Origin of the sequence: Lentzea albida (assembly GCF_900111005.1) — a bacterium.
Taxonomy (GTDB): domain Bacteria; phylum Actinomycetota; class Actinomycetes; order Mycobacteriales; family Pseudonocardiaceae; genus Lentzea; species Lentzea albida.
Window position 1 is genome coordinate 256,655 of record NZ_FOFV01000003.1, and the last position, 17,786, is coordinate 274,440.

Annotated in this window: 18 protein-coding genes; 11 read left to right on the forward strand and 7 right to left on the reverse strand. The window is 69.9% G+C overall.

Annotation, left to right across the window (positions count from 1 at the left end; all coding sequences use genetic code 11):
* Window positions 1-170: 170 nt before the first annotated feature.
* The gene (locus BMY74_RS10250; RefSeq protein ID WP_177229674.1) at window positions 171-1,154 is read right to left on the reverse strand and encodes a zinc-binding dehydrogenase; all 984 of its coding nucleotides are present in this window, start codon (window positions 1,152-1,154) and stop codon (window positions 171-173) included.
* 48 nt (window positions 1,155-1,202) lie between these two features.
* A complete protein-coding gene (locus BMY74_RS10255) occupies window positions 1,203-1,625 on the reverse strand; it encodes a MarR family winged helix-turn-helix transcriptional regulator (protein ID WP_089913345.1) in 423 nt (140 codons plus the stop codon).
* Between the two features lie 313 nt (window positions 1,626-1,938).
* Between BMY74_RS10255 and BMY74_RS10260 the strand changes: the two genes are divergently transcribed.
* Complete coding sequence (locus BMY74_RS10260) at window positions 1,939-2,706, forward strand: alpha/beta fold hydrolase (protein ID WP_177229675.1); 768 nt, start codon at window positions 1,939-1,941, stop codon at window positions 2,704-2,706.
* A gap of 41 nt (window positions 2,707-2,747) precedes the next feature.
* On the opposite strand, the gene BMY74_RS10265 is transcribed toward BMY74_RS10260, so the two are convergent.
* Complete coding sequence (locus tag BMY74_RS10265; RefSeq protein ID WP_245786017.1) at window positions 2,748-3,281, reverse strand: cellulose binding domain-containing protein; 534 nt, start codon at window positions 3,279-3,281, stop codon at window positions 2,748-2,750.
* A gap of 144 nt (window positions 3,282-3,425) precedes the next feature.
* On the opposite strand from BMY74_RS10265, the gene BMY74_RS10270 reads away from it, so the two are divergent.
* From BMY74_RS10270 to BMY74_RS10285, 4 genes are all read left to right on the forward strand, one after another.
* Window positions 3,426-3,875, forward strand: coding sequence for a carboxymuconolactone decarboxylase family protein (locus BMY74_RS10270; RefSeq protein ID WP_089913351.1), 450 nt, complete (start codon window positions 3,426-3,428; stop codon window positions 3,873-3,875).
* A gap of 121 nt (window positions 3,876-3,996) precedes the next feature.
* On the forward strand, window positions 3,997-4,776 hold the full coding sequence (locus BMY74_RS10275) for an MOSC domain-containing protein (protein ID WP_089913354.1): 780 nt from the start codon (window positions 3,997-3,999) through the stop codon (window positions 4,774-4,776).
* Window positions 4,769-5,722: a PDR/VanB family oxidoreductase gene (locus tag BMY74_RS10280; protein ID WP_089913357.1), complete on the forward strand. Its 954-nt coding sequence runs from the start codon at window positions 4,769-4,771 to the stop codon at window positions 5,720-5,722. The genes BMY74_RS10275 and BMY74_RS10280 overlap by 8 nt, the downstream gene beginning before the upstream one ends.
* Complete coding sequence (locus tag BMY74_RS10285) at window positions 5,719-6,342, forward strand: DedA family protein (protein WP_177229676.1); 624 nt, start codon at window positions 5,719-5,721, stop codon at window positions 6,340-6,342. Before BMY74_RS10280 ends, BMY74_RS10285 begins: the two co-directional genes overlap by 4 nt.
* Here BMY74_RS10285 and BMY74_RS10290 read toward each other — a convergent pair.
* Complete coding sequence (locus BMY74_RS10290) at window positions 6,332-7,249, reverse strand: LysR family transcriptional regulator (RefSeq protein WP_089913363.1); 918 nt, start codon at window positions 7,247-7,249, stop codon at window positions 6,332-6,334. The two genes, BMY74_RS10285 and BMY74_RS10290, sit on opposite strands and share 11 nt — an antisense overlap.
* Before the next feature lie 124 nt (window positions 7,250-7,373).
* Here BMY74_RS10290 and BMY74_RS10295 point away from each other — a divergent pair, with 124 nt between their 5' ends.
* The 4 genes from BMY74_RS10295 to BMY74_RS10310 are packed head-to-tail and all read left to right on the forward strand — an operon-like array spanning window position 7,374 to window position 11,038.
* Window positions 7,374-8,489, forward strand: a complete 1,116-nt coding sequence (locus BMY74_RS10295; protein WP_245786018.1) for an FAD-dependent oxidoreductase — start codon at window positions 7,374-7,376, stop codon at window positions 8,487-8,489.
* Window positions 8,486-10,231 (forward strand): CocE/NonD family hydrolase, encoded by a 1,746-nt coding sequence (locus BMY74_RS10300; protein WP_089913370.1) that lies wholly within the window; start codon window positions 8,486-8,488, stop codon window positions 10,229-10,231. The genes BMY74_RS10295 and BMY74_RS10300 overlap by 4 nt, the downstream gene beginning before the upstream one ends.
* Window positions 10,228-10,713 (forward strand): nuclear transport factor 2 family protein, encoded by a 486-nt coding sequence (locus BMY74_RS10305; RefSeq protein WP_089913373.1) that lies wholly within the window; start codon window positions 10,228-10,230, stop codon window positions 10,711-10,713. Before BMY74_RS10300 ends, BMY74_RS10305 begins: the two co-directional genes overlap by 4 nt.
* Before the next feature lie 16 nt (window positions 10,714-10,729).
* Window positions 10,730-11,038: an NIPSNAP family protein gene (locus BMY74_RS10310; RefSeq protein ID WP_089913376.1), complete on the forward strand. Its 309-nt coding sequence runs from the start codon at window positions 10,730-10,732 to the stop codon at window positions 11,036-11,038.
* An 87-nt stretch (window positions 11,039-11,125) separates the two neighbouring features.
* On the opposite strand, the gene BMY74_RS10315 is transcribed toward BMY74_RS10310, so the two are convergent.
* Window positions 11,126-11,629, reverse strand: coding sequence for an SCO family protein (locus BMY74_RS10315; protein ID WP_089913379.1), 504 nt, complete (start codon window positions 11,627-11,629; stop codon window positions 11,126-11,128).
* The gene (locus BMY74_RS10320; RefSeq protein WP_143091520.1) at window positions 11,626-13,236 is read right to left on the reverse strand and encodes a linalool dehydratase/isomerase domain-containing protein; all 1,611 of its coding nucleotides are present in this window, start codon (window positions 13,234-13,236) and stop codon (window positions 11,626-11,628) included. Before BMY74_RS10320 ends, BMY74_RS10315 begins: the two co-directional genes overlap by 4 nt.
* A gap of 235 nt (window positions 13,237-13,471) precedes the next feature.
* Here BMY74_RS10320 and BMY74_RS10325 point away from each other — a divergent pair, with 235 nt between their 5' ends.
* Entirely contained in the window at window positions 13,472-14,155 is a 684-nt protein-coding gene (locus BMY74_RS10325) for a response regulator transcription factor (protein ID WP_089913386.1), read from the forward strand.
* Window positions 14,152-15,525 carry a HAMP domain-containing sensor histidine kinase gene (locus BMY74_RS10330; RefSeq protein WP_089913389.1) on the forward strand — a complete coding sequence of 458 codons (1,374 nt, stop codon included), beginning with the start codon at window positions 14,152-14,154 and terminating at the stop codon, window positions 15,523-15,525. The genes BMY74_RS10325 and BMY74_RS10330 overlap by 4 nt, the downstream gene beginning before the upstream one ends.
* 54 nt (window positions 15,526-15,579) lie before the next feature.
* Here BMY74_RS10330 and BMY74_RS10335 read toward each other — a convergent pair whose 3' ends face one another.
* Window positions 15,580-17,694, reverse strand: a complete 2,115-nt coding sequence (locus BMY74_RS10335) for an MMPL family transporter (protein ID WP_089913391.1) — start codon at window positions 17,692-17,694, stop codon at window positions 15,580-15,582.
* Window positions 17,695-17,786: the final 92 nt, after the last annotated feature.

Genomic DNA, 17,786 nt, shown 5'->3' on the forward strand with positions numbered 1-17,786 from the left:
GTGGGGTGGCCTCGGGCTCGCGTCCAGAATGGACCTGACCGAGTGCTCATCGAGTGGCGCATGCGGTGGTTTCAGCACTGCTTTTCGGCGCGTCGTCGGCATATCATCGCGAGAGTTCCGCACATCGCTTCGTTTCTCGGCCGGCCCGCGGCCGGGAGCGCAGGCAACGGTCAGGGAATCAGGACCAGTTTGCCTTCGACCTCGCGGTTCTCCAGGCGGCGGTGGGCTTCGGCGGCCTGCTCCAGCGGCAGGGTGACGACCTCGGGCTCGATGGCGCCGGCTACCAGTTGCTCGACCAGAGCCGCGATGTCTGCCCGGAACCCGGCGGGATCCTGGTCGACCGCACGCGCCACGGTGTGCACGACCACACGAGGCCCCGGCGTGAGCTTTGCCCGCAGGAGAGCTCCGACGGTGCGTGCCATGGCACCGGCCTTAGAGTAGCCGGCTCCGGTGGCGAAGCTGAACCCGTACGACACGACCACACCTGACGGCTTCGCAACACGCCTGGAGTGCGCCAGCGAAGGGCCGCCCACCGGGTCGAACACGGCCGCTACCGGCACCGGCACCGCGGACTGGTCCGCGACCCACGTGGCGCCGCCTGCCTCGACCCTGCCACGTCTGCCCGGGCTGGACGTGCCGTAGACCTCGACCCCTGCCGACCTGGCGATCTGGCTCAACGCCGATCCCACGCCGCCGGCGGCCCCGAGCACCAGGACGGCCTCGCCGGACAGCGGCCTGGCCACCCGGTGGAACATCTGCCAGGCCGTGAGGTAGTTGAGCATCAGCGCGTCGAGCTGCTCGGCGGGAGGCCCCTCGGGCAGCGGGGCGGTTCGCAGCGCCGGCGCCAGCACGTGCGTCGCGTAGCCGCCGGCGCCGATCAGAGCGCCGACGCGTTGGCCGGCGGTGAACTCCGTGACGCCGGCGCCGACCCGCGCCACGCGCCCGACGACGTCGAACCCTTGGACCTCCGGGAGGGCGCCGGGCGTGAGGCCCCTGCGGGTCGAGATGTCTTGGAACGCCACTCCTGCGGCCTCCGTGACGATCAGGACCTGTCCGGGGCCCGGTTCCGGCACCGGCACGGTCTCCACCTGGAGCACCTCGGGACCTCCCGTGGAGGTCAGTCGTACCCGTCTCGCGCCTGTCGCAGTGGTCATACCCGAAAGATACATGAGAATCTCAAGGAACTTCTCAACGAGTTTCCGCTACAGGTCGGCGAGTGCCTTGGCGAGCAGGGACCGCAGGCGCGACTGCTCCTCGTCGTCGAGGCGAGCGAAGGGGGATTGCCTGGCAACGATGGCGAGAAGCCGCTCTCGCACATCTCGGCCTTCCGCGGTCAGCACCAGCGTTCGAACACGTCCGTCCCGGGGATGCGGGCGCCGCTCGGCGAGCCTGCGCTCCTCCAGTTGCGCGCTGAGCAGACTGATGTTGGAGGGGTCGCACCGCATGAGGGCAGCCAGCTTGCGCAACGGCTGCGGCTCGGCGTCCGGGTCGAGGATCCACAGCAGGTTCGCCGTCGGTCCGGTGAGCTCCAACCGCTCCAGACCGCTGTGCATCCGACCCTCGACCTCTCCGGCCAGAGCCATCACCTGGTACAGCAACGAAGCCGCGAGCTCATCGACCACCATGCATCGAGCGTAACTTGAGATACTCCTGGAGTTCCGTCACGAGATGCGCCCACGGGAACATCGCCCAGCACGAGGCGCCGCGAGTTTTCCGCATCGACGACAGTTGCGTCCCGGTAAATCGGAACTTAACCACGGCTCACTTGAGCCCCCACACGACACCGCGATAAATTCTGCCCGAATTTCGTCGACTCGACACCGCCTCCTACGCAGAACGGAAAAACCTCTGGTGAATCATTTGAGCGTGAAGGTCAACGGTCGGCGAATCACTTATTTCGAAAGCGCCTTCGATCCCGGACATGAAGACGACTGTCCGGTGGTGTTCATCCACGGCAACTCCTCCTCGGCCAAGACCTGGTCGCCGGTCCTGAACAGTGCTTTCGGCAGGCAGTTCCGATGCCTCGCCCTGGACCTGCCGGGTCATGGCGGTTCCGAACCGGCACAGGACCACACCGACTACTCGTTGCCGGGCTACGCGGCGATGCTCACGGGCTTCGTCGAGGAGCTCGGTGTCGCCGACGCGGTGTTCGTGGGCTGGAGCCTGGGCGGACAGCTCCTGCTGGAGGCCGCACCCCGGCTCCCCCACGCACGCGGCTTCGTCATCTTCGGCACGCCTCCCATCGCCACACCGGCCCAGATGGCCGAGGCGTTCCTGCCCCACCCGGCGATGGGGGCGCTGTTCACCGAGCACGTGAGCCGGCCAGAAGCCGAGCTGGCCGCCGCGAGCTTCACCGCGCCGGGGTCCGCGGTGGATCTCGAGGAGTTCGTCGCCGACATCCTCGCCACCGACGGCGCGGCCCGCACCGGGCTCGGCGCCAGTGCCGGTGCCGGCCACTTCTCCGACGAGCTCGCGATCGTCTCGGCACTGCGCCAGCCGGTGGCCGTCCTGCACGGAGCCGAGGAACAGCTCGTCAGTTTCGACTACCTGCGGAGGCTGGACTTCCCCGCACTGTGGCGCGACGAGGTCCAGGTCATCCCGGCCACCGGGCATGCTCCTCACCGGGAGGCAACGGAACAGTTCACGGCCTTGCTGCTCGACTTCATCGCAGATCTCGCCGACATCGAGCCTGTCAGTCAGGTCTGAGCTTCACCGTTTCCCGTTTTCGCCAGCGCTCAGCGCGGTGTTCAGCCGATCGTGCAAGCACTTCCGTTGAGCGTGAACGCCTGAGGCGCCGGATTGGTCCCCTGCTGTGTGGCGTTGAAGCCGATGTTCGCCGACGCGTTCGGCGCGAGCGTGCCGTTCCAGGACAGGTTGGTCGCGGTGACGGTGGAACCGGACTGGGCCACCGTCGCACCCCAGCCGGGCGGCGTGACCCGCTGACCGTTGGCGTAGTCGAATGCCAGAGTCCAGCCGTTCACCGTGCTCGTGCCCGTGTTGGTGATCGTGATGGTCGCGGTGAAACCGTTGCCGCCGCCCCAGTTCTGGGCGGAGTAGCCGACCTTGCAGGCTCCGGTTCCTCCTCCACCGGCGCTGGTCGTCACGGAAGCCGTCCCCGAGTTCTGTGAGACGTTGCCGGCGGCGTCCTTCGCCCGCACCTGGTAGCGGTAGGTGGTGGACGCGGTCAGTCCGCTGTCGGTGAAGCTGGCGGAGCTCGTCGTGCCGATCGAGGCGAACGCGCCGTTGCCGACCGCGCGGAGGACGCCGAACGCCGTTGGCACCGTTGAGGAATCGTTGACCCCAGCTCGTGAGGCTTGCCGGGTTGAACGAGCCTGACCATGTCGAGGTAGCCGACGTCGCTGCTGTTGCCGCTCCACGACCAGCCCAGGTACCCGAGGCCGCGTGCCTGCGCCTGGGCCAGGGCCATGATCGGTGAGCGGCGGGAGCTCGACGAGCTCGCGAGGCACCTCCTGGGCGGGCCCGCTGCTGCACAGTGGTTCGCGGCGAGCGGCGGTGTGCTCACGCCTCGCGTGCGCGAGGTGGCGGCCCTCGCGATCGGATTGCGGCACGGCGCGGCGTACGAGCTGTACTCGCACAGCAGGGTGGCGGCCGCGATCGGGCTTCCCGGTCACGTCATCGCCGCATTGGTCGCCGGGCAACGACCGGTGGACCTGACACCGGAGGAAGAGGTGGCGCACGACGTGGCCGCCGCCCTGCACGCCGGCACGCCGCTGCCCGGTGCGCCGTACCGCGCCGCGGTCGGCTGTTCCGGCCAGGTGGCGACCAGGTCCGCGCCCACTGATCCGGCCCGATTGCGCCGGGGTGAACGCATCATTGCGCAGAACGCACTTGTCGTCGCATTGATATCCCCTTAGTTTCGAAAGAGATCATGGCGATCGCCATTTCCGAGCGGCGACAGAAAAGTGAGATCCTCGTGTTTCACAGTCCATTTCCGGCTGCATTCCCGCTGCCCTCCACCTCCACGACGGAGTCGCGGTGAGGACCGCGGGCGTGGTGCGGGAACTGTTCCGCTACCCGGTCAAGGGCCTCAGCGCACAACCGCTGGACCAGGCCGTGCTGGAACCGGGCGGAGGGATTCCACACGACCGGACGTTCGCGTTCGCCCGGCCGGACGGTGGATATCGCCCTGGCACGCGGAAGGGGCTGTCGAAACAGGAGTTCTTCGCCTTGGTCTCGGACCACCGCCTTTCCGGACTCGACACCTCCTTCGACGTCGAGACCGACGTCCTCGTCACACGGGTGGCCGGGCACGAGGTGCTCGAAGCGGATCTCGGCACGGAGGAAGGCATCGCCACGGCGCTGCGGTTCTTCGCTCGCGTGCTCGACCTGCCCGCGGGCGTCCTGCCGGTGCTCGCCCGGGAACCGGGCAGGCGCTTCACCGACGCGAGCGTCGCCGGCGACGACTCGATGAACTGGGTCTCGGTGGTCAACCTGGCCTCGGTCCGCGACCTGGAGGCGCGCACGGGTGCGGCGGTCGATCCGAAGCGGTTCCGCGCCAACGTCCTCGTCGACGGGCTGCCCGCGTGGTCCGAACTGGACATGATCGGCGAGGAGTTCGACCTGGGAGGTGTGCGCGTGCGGGCCGTGCACCAGACCAAGCGGTGTGCCGCGACCGAGGTCGGTCCTGGAGCGGGCCGTCGGGACCTGCCGGTGGTGACCTTGCTCAACCGGACGTACGGCCACCAGCTCATGGGGATCTACGTCGAGGTCCTCACCGCTGGAACCGTGGAGAAGGGCGCTGAGGTCGTTGTCTGAGCTGCGCCTGCGGGTCAGCGGGTCGGCTGACCTGACGCCGACCGTCCGGCGTTTCGCGCTGACGGATCCTCGGGGAGCGGCACTGCCCGCGTACGAACCCGGCGCGCACGTCGTCATCACCACTCCCGCCGGTCACAAGCGCAGCTACAGCCTCGTCGAACCAGGCGGTGCGCGGCCCCGGGAGTACGTCGTGTGCGTGCGCCGCGACCCCGGCGGCAGGGGTGGCTCCGCCAGCATGCACGACGACGTGGCAGTGGGAACCGAACTCCCGGTGTCCGCGCCCGTCAACAGGTTCCCGCTGCACCCGTCGCCGAAGTACCTGTTCATCGCGGGCGGGATCGGCATCACCCCGGTCCGGGCCATGGTGCGGCGGTTGCGCGCCCAGGGCCGCAGCGGTGTGCGAGTGCTGTACCTGACGCGGTCGGCCGGCGATACGCCGTTCCTGCGGGAGTTCGGCGGCTCCGACGACACAGTGCACCACAGCGACGAGCACGGCCTGTTCGACCTGTGGCCCCACCTCGCCGAACCCGACGACGACGTCCGCGTCTACTGCTGTGGTCCCGCACCGCTCATGCAGGCCGTGCGGACACTGACAGCTCACTGGCGCGCGAGCCGGATCCACATGGAACCCTTCGCGGCCGACCACACCTCGATCTCCGCGCCGTTCAAGGCCGTCTGGGCTCCCGACGGACGCGAGGTAGACGTTCCAGCGCACCTGTCGCTCCTCGACGCGTTGCGCCGCGACGGCATTCCCGTCGAGTCGTCGTGCGAGGCCGGGGTGTGCGGCACCTGCCGCCTCGCGCTCCTCTCCGGCGAGGTCGAGCACCACGACTCCGTGCTGACCGAGGACGAACGCCTCACCAGCGTCGTGGCCTGCGTGTCGCGCGCCGTGTCCCCGGAGGTCGTCGTCGGACCTCGCGACCACCTCCGAAAGGACCTCTCGTGATCGACTGGTTGCGGCTCGCCGAGTCGCTCATCTCCTCGCCCTGGTTGTACGCCGTGCTGATCGCGGTGTCCTTTCTGGACTCCTTCCTCCCGCTGATCCCCAGCGAACCGGTGGTGATCGTCGCCGGTGTCCATGCCGCGACCGGACAGACCGACATCGTGCTCGTCATCGCCGCCACGACGCTCGGGGCGTTCCTCGGCGACATGGTCCCCTACTCGGCCGGCCGGCTGTTCGGAGCGCGCCTGCTCCAGCGGCTGCCTCCAGGCACCAAACGCCGCGCCGCGCACGACTGGTTCGCCCGCGAGCTCGATGCTCGCGGTGGCTTCGTCCTGGTGACCACGCGGTTCATCCCTGTCGGCCGCTACCTGGCGACGTTGTCCACCGGGCTCGTCGGTTTCCCGCTGCGCAAGTACGTGCTGTTCGTCGCGTTCGCCACCGCGTCCTGGAGTGCTTACACAGCACTGACCGGCTATCTCGGCGGCGTTCTGTTCCAGGAGAACACCCTGTTGGCGATCGCCGTCGGCGTCGGGCTCGCGTTCGTGGTCACCGGGTTCATCGAGGCGGTGCGCCGCTTGCGGCACAAGGGAGACGCCGCCGCACCGGACGCGGTCACCGACTGACTCCCCCGGCCGCCGCGGCCATGATGTGCCGGGTGCGCTCGCGCAGCAACTGGTGCGTGCGGTCGTGGTGGTTGCGCGGGTGCCACGCCATTCCGACCGTCACGGACGGCAGTGCGACGGGGATCGGGAACGTGCACAGCCCCAGGGTGTCGAGCATCCGCCGCGCCAGCCTGGCCGGGGCGATGCAGACGACGTCGGTCTCCGAGGCGAGGAACAGCGCGCTGGCGAAGGTGGGCACCACGGCCGCCACGCGCCGGCTCAGGCCGAGCTCCGCCAGTCGCTCGTCGATCGGACCGTGTGCCCGGCCGCGTCGCGACACCACGATGTGATCGGACTCGGCGAACCGTTGCGCGGTCACCTCCTCCACCTTCGCCAGCGGGTGGTCCGGCCGTACCGCGCCGATCAGCGTCTCGGTCACGAGCGACTCGGAGTGGATCTCCGAGTCGCCGGGGCGGATGCTGCCGATCTCCAGGTCCACCAGGCCTTCCCGCAACGCCGGGGTGTCCTCGAGGTTCTCCGGCCGCAGCCGCAGTGAGATCCCGGGTGCCTGCTCCCGCAGGTCGTCGATGAGCGACGGGATGAACGTCGTCGACAGCATGTCGGTGACCTGGAGGTCGAACACGCGCACGGCGGTCCGCGGATCGGCGGTCGCGGAAGGGGCGAAGAGCGCTCGGGCCCGGGAGGCGATCGCGTGCACCTCGCCTCGCAGTTCCAGCGCGCGGGGTGTGGGCACGAGATCCCGTCCGGCCCGTACGAGCAACGGGTCGTCGAAGGTCCGCCGCAGCCGCGCCAGCGCCCGGCTCATGGCGGGCGCCGAGGTGTGCAGGCGGGCCGCTGCCTTGGTGACGCTGTTCTCGGCGAGCAACGCGTCCAGCGCCTCGATCAGGTTCAGATCGATGTAGTCCACCAGCCGATTATCACATCCGAAATCTTTGCTTGCCATAGTTGCACTGGCGTTAATCCGGCGCCGCTCCTACCGTCGGAGTCAAGAGGAACTCCTTGGAGGACAAGCACATGACGGGGGAACGACCGTGACGCGGGCTGTGGTGATCGGTGCCGGCATCGTCGGGCTGACGACGGGAATCGCCCTGCGCCGTGCCGGGCTGGACGTGGTGGTCTGCGAGCAGGCGCCGGAGATCCGCGCGGCCGGAGCCGGGCTCGGACTGTGGGCCAACGCGCTGGCGGTGTTAGACGAGCTCGGGATCGGCGAGGAGGTGCGGGCCGTCGGCAAGCCCAGCGAGATGTACTTCCACGACCCCGCGGGGCGGCTGCTCGAGACGCCGGGTTTCGGTGCCGAGGACCACCGGTACCTCCTGGTGCACCGCGCGAAGCTGAACGACCTGCTCGCCGACGCGGTGGGACGCGAGAACATCCGTCTCGGCACGGGCTTCCGCGAGTACGCGGAACACCCCGGCGGTGTCACCGTCCGGCTGACCGACGGCAGCGCCGAGGAAGCGGACGTCCTCATCGGCGCGGACGGGGCGTACTCGGCGGTGCGGGAACAACTGGTCCCGGGAACCCCGGCCCAGGAGCACCGCGGTCACCAGGTCTGGCGCGCGGTCGTGCCGGCCGGCGACATCGCGGTGCCGGGGAACCGACTCGTCCTGGGCACCGGCGGGTGCCGCGGCGGATACGTCAAGACCCACGACGGCAACGTCTACTGGCTGGTGAACCAGTTCAGGTCACCGCCGCTGACCGGTACCCGCACCCAGCAGGCCCTGGAACGCGCCCGCCACCTGGAGGAAGGCCCGGACGAGGTCCTGGCACGACTGATCGCGGCGACGCCGGAGGAGCTGATCCTGCACAACCAGATCATGCTCGTACCACCGCTGCCGCACTGGGTCTCCGCGCGCGTCGCCCTGGCCGGGGACGCGGCGCACGCCATGTCACCGCACATCACCGCCGGGGCGACACTGGGCATCGAGGACGCCGCCCTGCTCGGCCACCTGCTCCACCCGGCAGCGGACGTGCCCGCCGCGCTGCAGGCCTACCAGGCCGACCGGATCCCGCGCTACGAACGCGTCGCGGAGCTGTCGGCCGCCGTCGAGCACTCGCCCACGCCGCAGGAGTTCGCACACCACTACGCCGCGTTCAGCCACTGGATGACCACGCCCCGGCACTCCGAGCAGAAGCGGGTGCGGGCATGAGCTTCACGGTCGACGTGGACGTCGCCGTACCGATGCGCGACGGCATCACGCTCGCCACGAACGTGTGGCGGCCCGACGGTCCAGGACCGTTCCCGGTGCTGCTGATCCGCACGCCCTACGGCAAGGACGACGCCGGAACCTTCGGCAACCCCAAGCTCCCGGACGTGTTCGCGTTCGTCGCGGCCGGATACGCGGTGGTGGCGCAGGACGTCCGCGGAACGTCCCGCTCGCCCGGGACGTTCGTGCCGGGCGTGCACGAGGGCCGTGACGGTGCCGACACCCTGACCTGGCTCGCGGAGCAGCCGTGGTGTGACGGCGACGTCGGCATGTGGGGCGGGTCCTACATGGGGTTCACGCAGTGGCTCACGGCCGCACGCGACACACCCGCGCTGCGTGCGATCGCACCCGTGATGAGCTCCGCAGACCTGTACCGGGCGCCGTGGTACTCCCCCGGCGGCGCGTTGTCCCAGGACATCGTGCTCACGTGGAGCACGCTCTCCGCGCTGCGCAACCTCCAGCGCGATCTCGCCGAAGGCCGGGGCGACCCCACCGACGCATCGGTGCTGCTGTCCGGTGTGGACGATCCACGTCTGCTGCACGACCCCCTGCCGCTCACCGGACGGGACGCGGTGACGCGCACCCTCCCGTGGCTCGGTGACGTGCTCGGCCACCCCGAACGCGACGCGTTCTGGCGGGAGGTGGCCCCGATCGAGCACCACGCCGGTATCACCGTCCCGGCGTTGCAGATCGGCGGCTGGTACGACGTGTTCATCGGTGAGACAGTGCGGTCGTACACGATGATGCGCCGGCACGGTGGCAGTGCCGCGGCCCGCGACGGCCAGCGACTCGTCATCGGTCCCTGGGCACACCCGGACGGCGCCGACCTCGGCACGTTCCCCGACCGGTCTTTCGGCCGCGCGGGCAGCATCAAAGCCGCTGACGTCACGGATGAGCACCTGCGGTTCTTCGACCGCTGGGTCCGCGGCCACACCGACACCCCCGCCGACGCACACCGCGTCCGGATCTTCGTCATGGGCGTCGACCGGTGGCGCGACGAGCAGGACTGGCCGCTGCCCGACACCCGTTGCACCGACTTCTTCCTGGCCGGGGCGGGCCGCGCGAACACGGCCGCGGGTGACGGTGGCCTGACCCGCGAGGTGGTGCGCGAGGAGGCGGTCGACACGTTCCTCTACGACCCGCACCGGCCGGTTCCCACGCTGGGCGGCACCACGCTCGCCGCCCGGCCCGGTCCGGCCGACCAGACCGCGGTCGAGGCGAGGGACGACGTGCTGTGCTTCACCACCCCCGTACTCGACCGGCCGGTCGAGGTCACCGGGCACGTCTCCCTGGTGCTGCACGTCTCGAGCTCCGCCCCGGACACCGACTTCACCGCCAAACTCGTCGACGTGCACCCCGACGGCAGGGCGATCCTGCTGTGCGAGGGCATCCAGCGCGCCCGTTACCGCAACTCCCTCACCGAACCGGAGCTCGTGGAACCCGGCACGGTGTACGAGCTGACCATCGACGTGGGCGTCACCTCGAACGTCTTCCTGCCGGGACACCGCATCCGGCTCGAAGTCTCCAGCAGCAACTTCCCCCGCTACGACCGCAACACCAACACCGGTGGTGTCATCGCCACCGAGGACACCCCGGTCGTCGCCGTCAACCGCGTCCACCACGGACCGGCGCATCCGAGCCGCCTGGTGCTGCCGCTGATCGAACGCGAGGAGGCGCCGGCGTGAGCACACTGGAAGAACTGCTCGACAGGGCGGCGATCGCGAACGTCGTCACGGGACTCGCCCACGCCCAGGACGACAAGGATTGGGACGCACTGCGGCAGCTGTTCTCCGACGAGGTGCTGCTGGACCTGTCCACCCACCACTTCGGCGAACCACCGGCCACGCTGCCTGCCGCCGAACTGGTCACGTTGGCCCGCAACACCCTCCAAGGCTTCGACTGCACCCATCACGCCACCTCGAACCCAAAGGTGCGGCTGTCGGCCGGGGAAGCCTGGTGCCGTGTGCACGTGGTGGCCCACCACCACGTCACGGCAGACCCCGGCGTCGTCGACCACTGCACGATGCGCGGGTACTGGCGGCTGGCGCTGCACAAGGCGGGCGAGCGCTGGCTGATCACCCGCTGGGCCGTGCAGCGCACCTGCCCCTGGGAGGGATCCCCAGACGTCTACGCGCTCGCCGCCCAACGCTGCCCGGCACCGTCCTGACACCGAGGAGAACTCGATGTTCTACGAGATCCGCACAGAACACGCCCGCGCCGGACTCGGCGCCGAACTGGCGCGGTACATGGACGAGACCGTCATCCCGTTGCACCAGGAGTCGGGCATGACCGTCGTCGGTTCCTTCTCCGCGACCGACGACACCTTCGTCTGGATCCGGCGTTTCGAAGACGCCGAGGACCGCGAGCGAGTCCTGGACGCCGTTCACAGCCATCCCCGCTGCGCGGTCGTCATCGACACGGTGTCGGCTCTCCTCAACGGAGCCGAATCCACCGTCCGGCTGGAGCCCACGCCCCACTCCGGGCTTCGCTGAACCGACGCCGGCAGGCAGCGAAGTACAGCGGCGGTCCCATGACCGGTCGAAGGTCCGCGGCTCTGTCGGAGTGTCCGAGTAGCGGTGTCAGGTGGCGGACGTACCGCAGAGCTCCCGGATCCGGTCCGCGATCTCGGTGGCCTCGAGCACGTCCGGGAAGTGCGCGAGGTACGTGGCATCGGTGTCGAGCAGGTAGGTGACAGCGGTGTGCGGTACCGCGTAGCCGTCGGGATCGTCCGGGTCGGCCTTGCGGGTCGCGAAGACGCGGAACGCGGTGCGCGCGGCCTCGGTCGCCTCCGTGCCGCCGGTCAGTCCCAGGAAGCGGGGGTGGTCCGCTTCCAGGAAGGCACGCATGACCTCGGGGGTGTCCCGGTCCGGATCGACTGAGACGTACAGCGGCTGGATCCGGTCGGCCAGCGGCCCGAGGTCGTCGAGCACGGTGCTCAGCTTCGTCAACGCCGTCGGGCAGACCACCCGGCAGTGGGTGAAGCCGAAGAACACCAGCTGGTACCGGCCGGTGAAGTGCTGTTCGGTGACGGAGTTGCCGTGGTGGTCGAGCAGCTCGTAGCGGGGGACGACGTTGGGGTTCATGCGTTGCTCCAGTACATGTCGACGTCGGTGTGGCCGCCCACGTCCAGCGTCAGCCGCAGCTCGTCGCCGGTGCGCCTGAGGTGGAGCCGGTGCCCGTTCCCGTTCGGGGTCACCGTGGTGTCGTCGCCGTTCGCCACGACGACGCCGTCGACCGCCAGCGTCCACTCTCCCCGGTCCCACACCCGTGACAGCGCCAGATCCGTTGTGGTGCTGGACAAGCCGTGCCGCGGACTCGCGGTCAGCTGGAGGTGACGAACGTCCTCGTGGTACCAGGCGCGCCGAATGTCGACCGAGTCGCCGATCTCCGTGAGCGCGGGCCTGGACCGCTCCCGATCGGTCCACGGACGTTCGAACAGCGTGCGCAGTCCGTCGGCCACGTTGAGGCGCGCGTAGGGGAACGTGGCGTTGCTGACCACGGGCGGCATCAGGACGAACTTGCCGTTCTCGTCATAGGTCTCGTCGCGCCGCGGGTAGTGCAGCCCGCCGTTCTCCCACTGCGGGTTCATGTACCTGTCCGCGTGGGCGAGGAGCCCGTCGACGACCTCCTGGTCGCCCATCTCCGACGCCCAGGCGGCCAGCCAGCCCATCTCGCCGAGGGTGCCGAGTCCCGCGTACACGTCGGTTCCGGGGATCCGGGAGAGGTCGCGGACGGAGATCAGACCGTCGTCGGCCCGGTCGAGCCACTGTTCGATCGAGGTCCCGTAGGTGGTCCGGACGAGCTCGGGGCGCCACATGTTCATGAGCATGCCGAGCCAGCCGTCGGTCCAGGCGAGGTCGCGATCGACGAGCACGTCGTTCGGCAGCACCTCGTTCTGCTGCACGACGTAGCTGTGGAAGTGACCGTTGGCGTTGACGCTGCCGCCGAACCTCTCCCACGCCGCGAGGTAACCGGTGGTGACCTCCTCGGCGGTCTTCCCGCCGTAGATGTGGTCGTGCAGCCGGAAACCGAGGATCGGGACCTGGTTGCAGATCTGGAACACGCAGTACGGCTCGCAGGCGACGCCGAGGTAGCCGTTCTCGACCATGTTCCAGTAGATGCGCTCGTTCAACGTGCGCTGGTCGTACTCGAAGCTCTCGTGGCGGTCCTTGCCCCACAGGACGGGCCGCATGCTGAACGTGAGCGAGCCCGGCTGTTCGTAGGTGCGGTCGTCGAACAGCATCGTGTACATGAGCGTCATGACCTGCAGGTAAGCGCTGTACATGATGTTGTCCACCGCGACCGGGTCGGTCCGGCTCGGCAGCCGCGGCAGGTCGAAGGGCCCGAACCCGCCCTGGGTGCTGGTGTCGCGCCAGTAGCTCCACGCGTCGGGCTCCAGCATCTTCCTGATGAGCCGGTCGAGCTGGCCCTGGAAGACGGCGGGCGCGGCGGGCAGGCGGTGGTAGTGGGCGAGCGCCATCGCGAGGCTCATGTACCCCAGCTGGTAGCGGTAGGAGCTGAAGTCCTCCTGGAACGGCACCGGTCCCGCCATGTGCCGCCAGTCCCCGCGCGGGAGCCGCGAGAGGTTGTCGACGTGGCGGATGTGCCCGACCTGCTCGTCCGAGAGCAGCGGCACCTGCCGACTCCCGAGCACCGCCGGCGTGGCGGATTTTCCGATCGTGGTTGTCATCGACACTCCTCGTTCGCCGCGCACGCGGGTGCGTTTCGTCATTGTCGTCAAGGCTGACCAGGTGCAGAAGTGGACATCGGTCGCGACCTGTGAGCCGGTCCGACGACACTTGTCGACCGGGAGGGACCACCGCGGCCCACACCGGTCGACCCGGCCCGACGGTGACGCTCTAACCCTGGTCTCAGGTTGGTCGGGGACGATGAGCGGCCACAGCACCGACTGGAGGGCAGGCCGCGTGCGGATCATGATCGCGGACGACGAGGCGGCCATCCGCGAGTCGCTGGAGCGGGTGCTCCAGGTGGAGGGGTACGACACCAGCACCGTCGCCAACGGTCTGGCCGTGCTCGACGGGGTCGAGGGCGACGAGCCGGATCTGCTGATCCTCGACGTGATGATGCCCCGTCTCGGCGGGGTGGAGACCTGCCGGCGGTTGCGGGCGGCGGGGCGGGATCTGCCGGTGCTGATGCTGACCGCCCGGGATCAGGTCTCCGACCGGGTCGCGGGGCTGGACGCGGGCGCTGACGACTACCTGCCCAAGCCGTTCGCCACCGAGGAGTTGCTGGCTCGGGTCCGGGCACTGCTGCGCCGCTGGGCGGCGGGTGGTGACGAGTCGCAGATGCTGAGGTTCGCCGATCTCCGGGTCGATCCCGACCGGTTCGAGGCGTGGCGGGGTGAGCGGCCGCTGCACCTGACGCGGACCGAGTTCTTCCTGCTGGAGGTGCTCGTGCGCAACGCGACCAGGGTGCTGACCCGAGGCGAGCTGTTCGGGGCCATCTGGGGCTTCGACATGAGCGTCACGTCCAACAACCTCCAGGTGTACGTGAGCTACCTGCGCCGCAAGATGGAGGCCGGGGGTGAGCCCCGGTTGCTCTACACGCGGCGCGGTCTGGGGTACACGTTGCGGGAGACCCCTCCGTGAGGCTGACGCGCTGGTGGCGCCGGCGGTCCCTGCGGACCAGGCTGACGGTGATCGCGGCGACGGCCATCGCGGCCAGCGTGTTCCTGTCGTTCCAGGTGGCCAGCGAGCTGCTGGACTGGGAGCTGCGGGCCACCGCGGAGGACCAGCTGCGCGCTGATTCCCGTGTCCTGGCGGCGAACGCGGAACGCGCCGGTCTGGCGCAGGTCGAGCTGCCGCCGTATCCCGGAGCCGGCCGGCTGGTGCGGGTCGTCCTGCCCGACGGCTCGACCCGGACGCCGGACGGCCAGCCCGCGTTGCCCCCGGTCAGCGCGGACGCCGGGCGGGTGGTGCAGGGCGTGGCGGCGGATCTGATGGAGTCGGGCGACAGCGACGACGACGGCTTCTTCGTCTACACGCTGCGGGCCGGTGGCGGCGCGGTCCAGGTGGCCCGCGTCGCCGACGACAGCCCGATCAACCGGTTCGGGCTGGGCATGCTGTTGATCGGGCTGCTCTGCGTGGCTTGCGGCGCCCTCGTCGGACGGGCCGTGGCGCGGGCCGGGCTGGCACCGATCGACCGGCTGACCGCCGCCGCGGTCCGCGTCGCGCGCACGCGGGACCTCGACGCCGACATCCCGGACGAGGGCGGTGGGGAGATCCGGCAGCTGATCCGGTCGATCAACGACATGCTCGCGGCGCTGCGGGACTCCCGGCTGGCCCAGCGGCTGCTCGCCGAGGACACCGCCCACGAGCTCAAGACGCCGCTCACGAGTCTGCGCCTCAACATCGAGCTGCTGATCCGGCTCGACCGGCGCGGCACCCTGGACAGCGCGCTGCCCTCGGAGAGCCGGACCCGGCTGCTGCACGACCTCGGCGCCCAGGTGACCGAGTTGAGCACCCTCGCCGCCGAGCTGACCGACCTGGCGCGCGGTGACGTCAGCGACGAGAACACCGAACTGCTCGACCTCGCCGACGTGGTGGTGGCCGCCTCGGCGCAGGCGTGCTCCCGCATGCCCGACGTCGAGGTCGCGCTCGACGTGGACTCCGTGTGGGTGAGCGGGCGTCCCGCCGCGCTCCGGCGGGCGGTGCTCAACCTCATCGACAACGCCGGCAAGTGGTCCCCCGCGGGCCAGCCGATCGAGGTCCGGCTCCGCGCCAGTGGCGCGTCGGCGGTGCTCGAGGTCGACGACGCCGGGCCGGGCATCGACGCCGCCGACGCACCGAGGGTGTTCGACCGGTTCTACCGCGCCGACAGCGCCAGGGCGTTGCCGGGATCCGGGCTGGGGCTGTCGATCGTGCAGCGGGTCGTCGACGCCCACGGCGGCCGGGCCACCGTCGCCCGTTCCGCACGCGGTGGCGCGCTGCTGCGGGTCGACCTTCCGGCTGTTCGGTGACGAGAGAAGATCCGGGACGGGCGTTGTTCCCCGTCCCGGACCTCTTCACCGCGCTCACCGTTGCAGCGCGGGCTCCGCGTCGTCGGCGAGCGGCCGTGGGCCGTCCGGCTGCTCGACCGGCCGGGACAGCCTGCTCGGCCACCACATCCGCCGTCCGATCAGCAGGGTGAGGGCGGGCACCAGGACCGATCGCACCAGCAGGGCGTCGAGCAGCACGCCGAAGGCGACCAGGAACCCGACCTCGATCAGCATCACCAGCGGGAGCGAGACGAGGACGCCGAACGTGGCCGCCAGGACCAGGCCCGCCGACGTGATCACACCACCGGTGGCGGACAGCGCTTTGAGCATGCCGTCGCGGGTGCCCAGACGCAGTGCCTCCTCCCGTGCCCGGCTGGCCAGGAAGATGTTGTAGTCCACGCCCAGCGCCACCAGGAACAGGAACGCCAGCAACGGCACCGAGTAGTCGACGCCCTTGAACCCGAGGACCTTGTCGAAGACGAACACGCTGCCGCCGAAGGCCGCCGCGAACGAGACGACCACGGTGGCCATCAGGACCAGCGGGGCCACGACCGCTCGCAGCAGCAGCCCGAGGACGATCAGGACGACGAGGAGCACCAGCGGGATCACCAGCTTCTCGTCGCGGTCGGTGGTCAGCTCGGTGTCGAGGTGCTCCGCACTCGGCCCGCCGACGATCGCCTCCGCACCGTTCACCGCGTGCACGGCGGTGCGCACCCGCTTGATCGTGTCGTACTCCGCGACGGTGTCCGGCGCGTCCGTCGGGAACACCGAGATGTCGGTCCAGCCACCGCGGGTCTCCCCCGGGACGGCCACCGCGACACCGGGAGTGCGCTGGACGACGTCGAGCACCTGCTCCTGCTGCCCCGGCCGGGTGAAGACCGTCATCGGCTGGCCGCCGAGCTCCGGGAAGTGCTGGCGCAGCACGGCGAAGCCGGTGACCGACTCCGGCGCGGACACGAACTGGTCCTGCTCCCGCAGGGCGCCGGTGTTGCCCGTCAGCCCCAGCGTGAACACGGCCAGGACACCGAGCGAGCCGAGCGCCGCCACCCATCGGCGGCGGTCGATGGCGGCGCCGAGCCGCACCCACAGCCCCGGCTTCTCCTCCGCGGACGTGCCGACCCGCGGGACGGCCGGCCAGAAGATCCGCCTGCCGAGCACCACGAGCAGCGCGGGGAACAACGTCAGCATGGCCACCAACGCGCACAGGATGCCGGCCGCGCCGACAGGGCCCAATCCCCTGGTGCTGTTGAGGTCCGCGACGAGCAGGCAGAGCAGGCCGGCGACCACGGTGGCCGCGGACGCGATGATGGCCGGTGCCGCGCCGCGCAGCGCGTGGATCATCGCGACCCGGACGTTCTCGTGGTGGTGCAACGCTTCCCGGTAGCGGGCTATGAGCAGCAGCGCGTAGTCCGTGCCGACGCCGAACACCAAGATGGTCAGCAGCGCCGAGTTCTGGTCGTTGACGACGATGCCGAAGCCCTTGACGAGCAGGTAGACCGTCGCCATCGAGGTCAGTGCCGCCGCGCCCACGGCCACCAGCGGGATGAGCCACAACACCGGGCTGCGGTAGGTGATGATGAGCAGCAGCGTGACGACGACGATGGTGGTGAGCAGGACCTGCAGGTCGATGCCGTCGAAGACGGCGTCCATGTCGCCGTCGACCGCGGCCGGGCCCGTCACCTCGAGCTGGAGGCCGGCGGGGCGGTCCTTCGCGGCGTCGCGCAACGGGCCGACGACGGCCTCCGGTCCGCCGTGGGACGTGCTGACGTCGAGGGTGAACATCATCGCCTTGCCGTCGGCGGAAGGGCTCGTCAGCGGACCCTCGTCCTCCGGGGCCGCCGCCTTGGGCGGGTACCGCTTGACCAGGGTGTCGTAGTGGCGCTCGACCACCGCGCGGTCGGCGTCGGTCACGCCGCTATCGCGGTGGTAGACGAAGACGAACGTGTTGTCCTCCCCGCCGGGGAGGCTGTCCTCCAGCGCGGCGACCTTGGTGGACTCGGCGCCGGCCGGCAGGGTGTCCACGGCCTTGTCGGTGGTGACCGAACTCAGCTTTCCGCTCAACGGCACCATGAAGACCGTCAGCACCACCCACAGGCCGATCACCAACCACGGCACCCACCGGCCGGTCAACCGCGTTGCGTTGACTGTCATTCACGAGCCTCCTGCGTCCGTGTCACTTCGCCTGTCTGGCGCCCACTTCCTACCGAGCGAAGATGAGAAGACCGTTAATGCGGTGCTCAGGA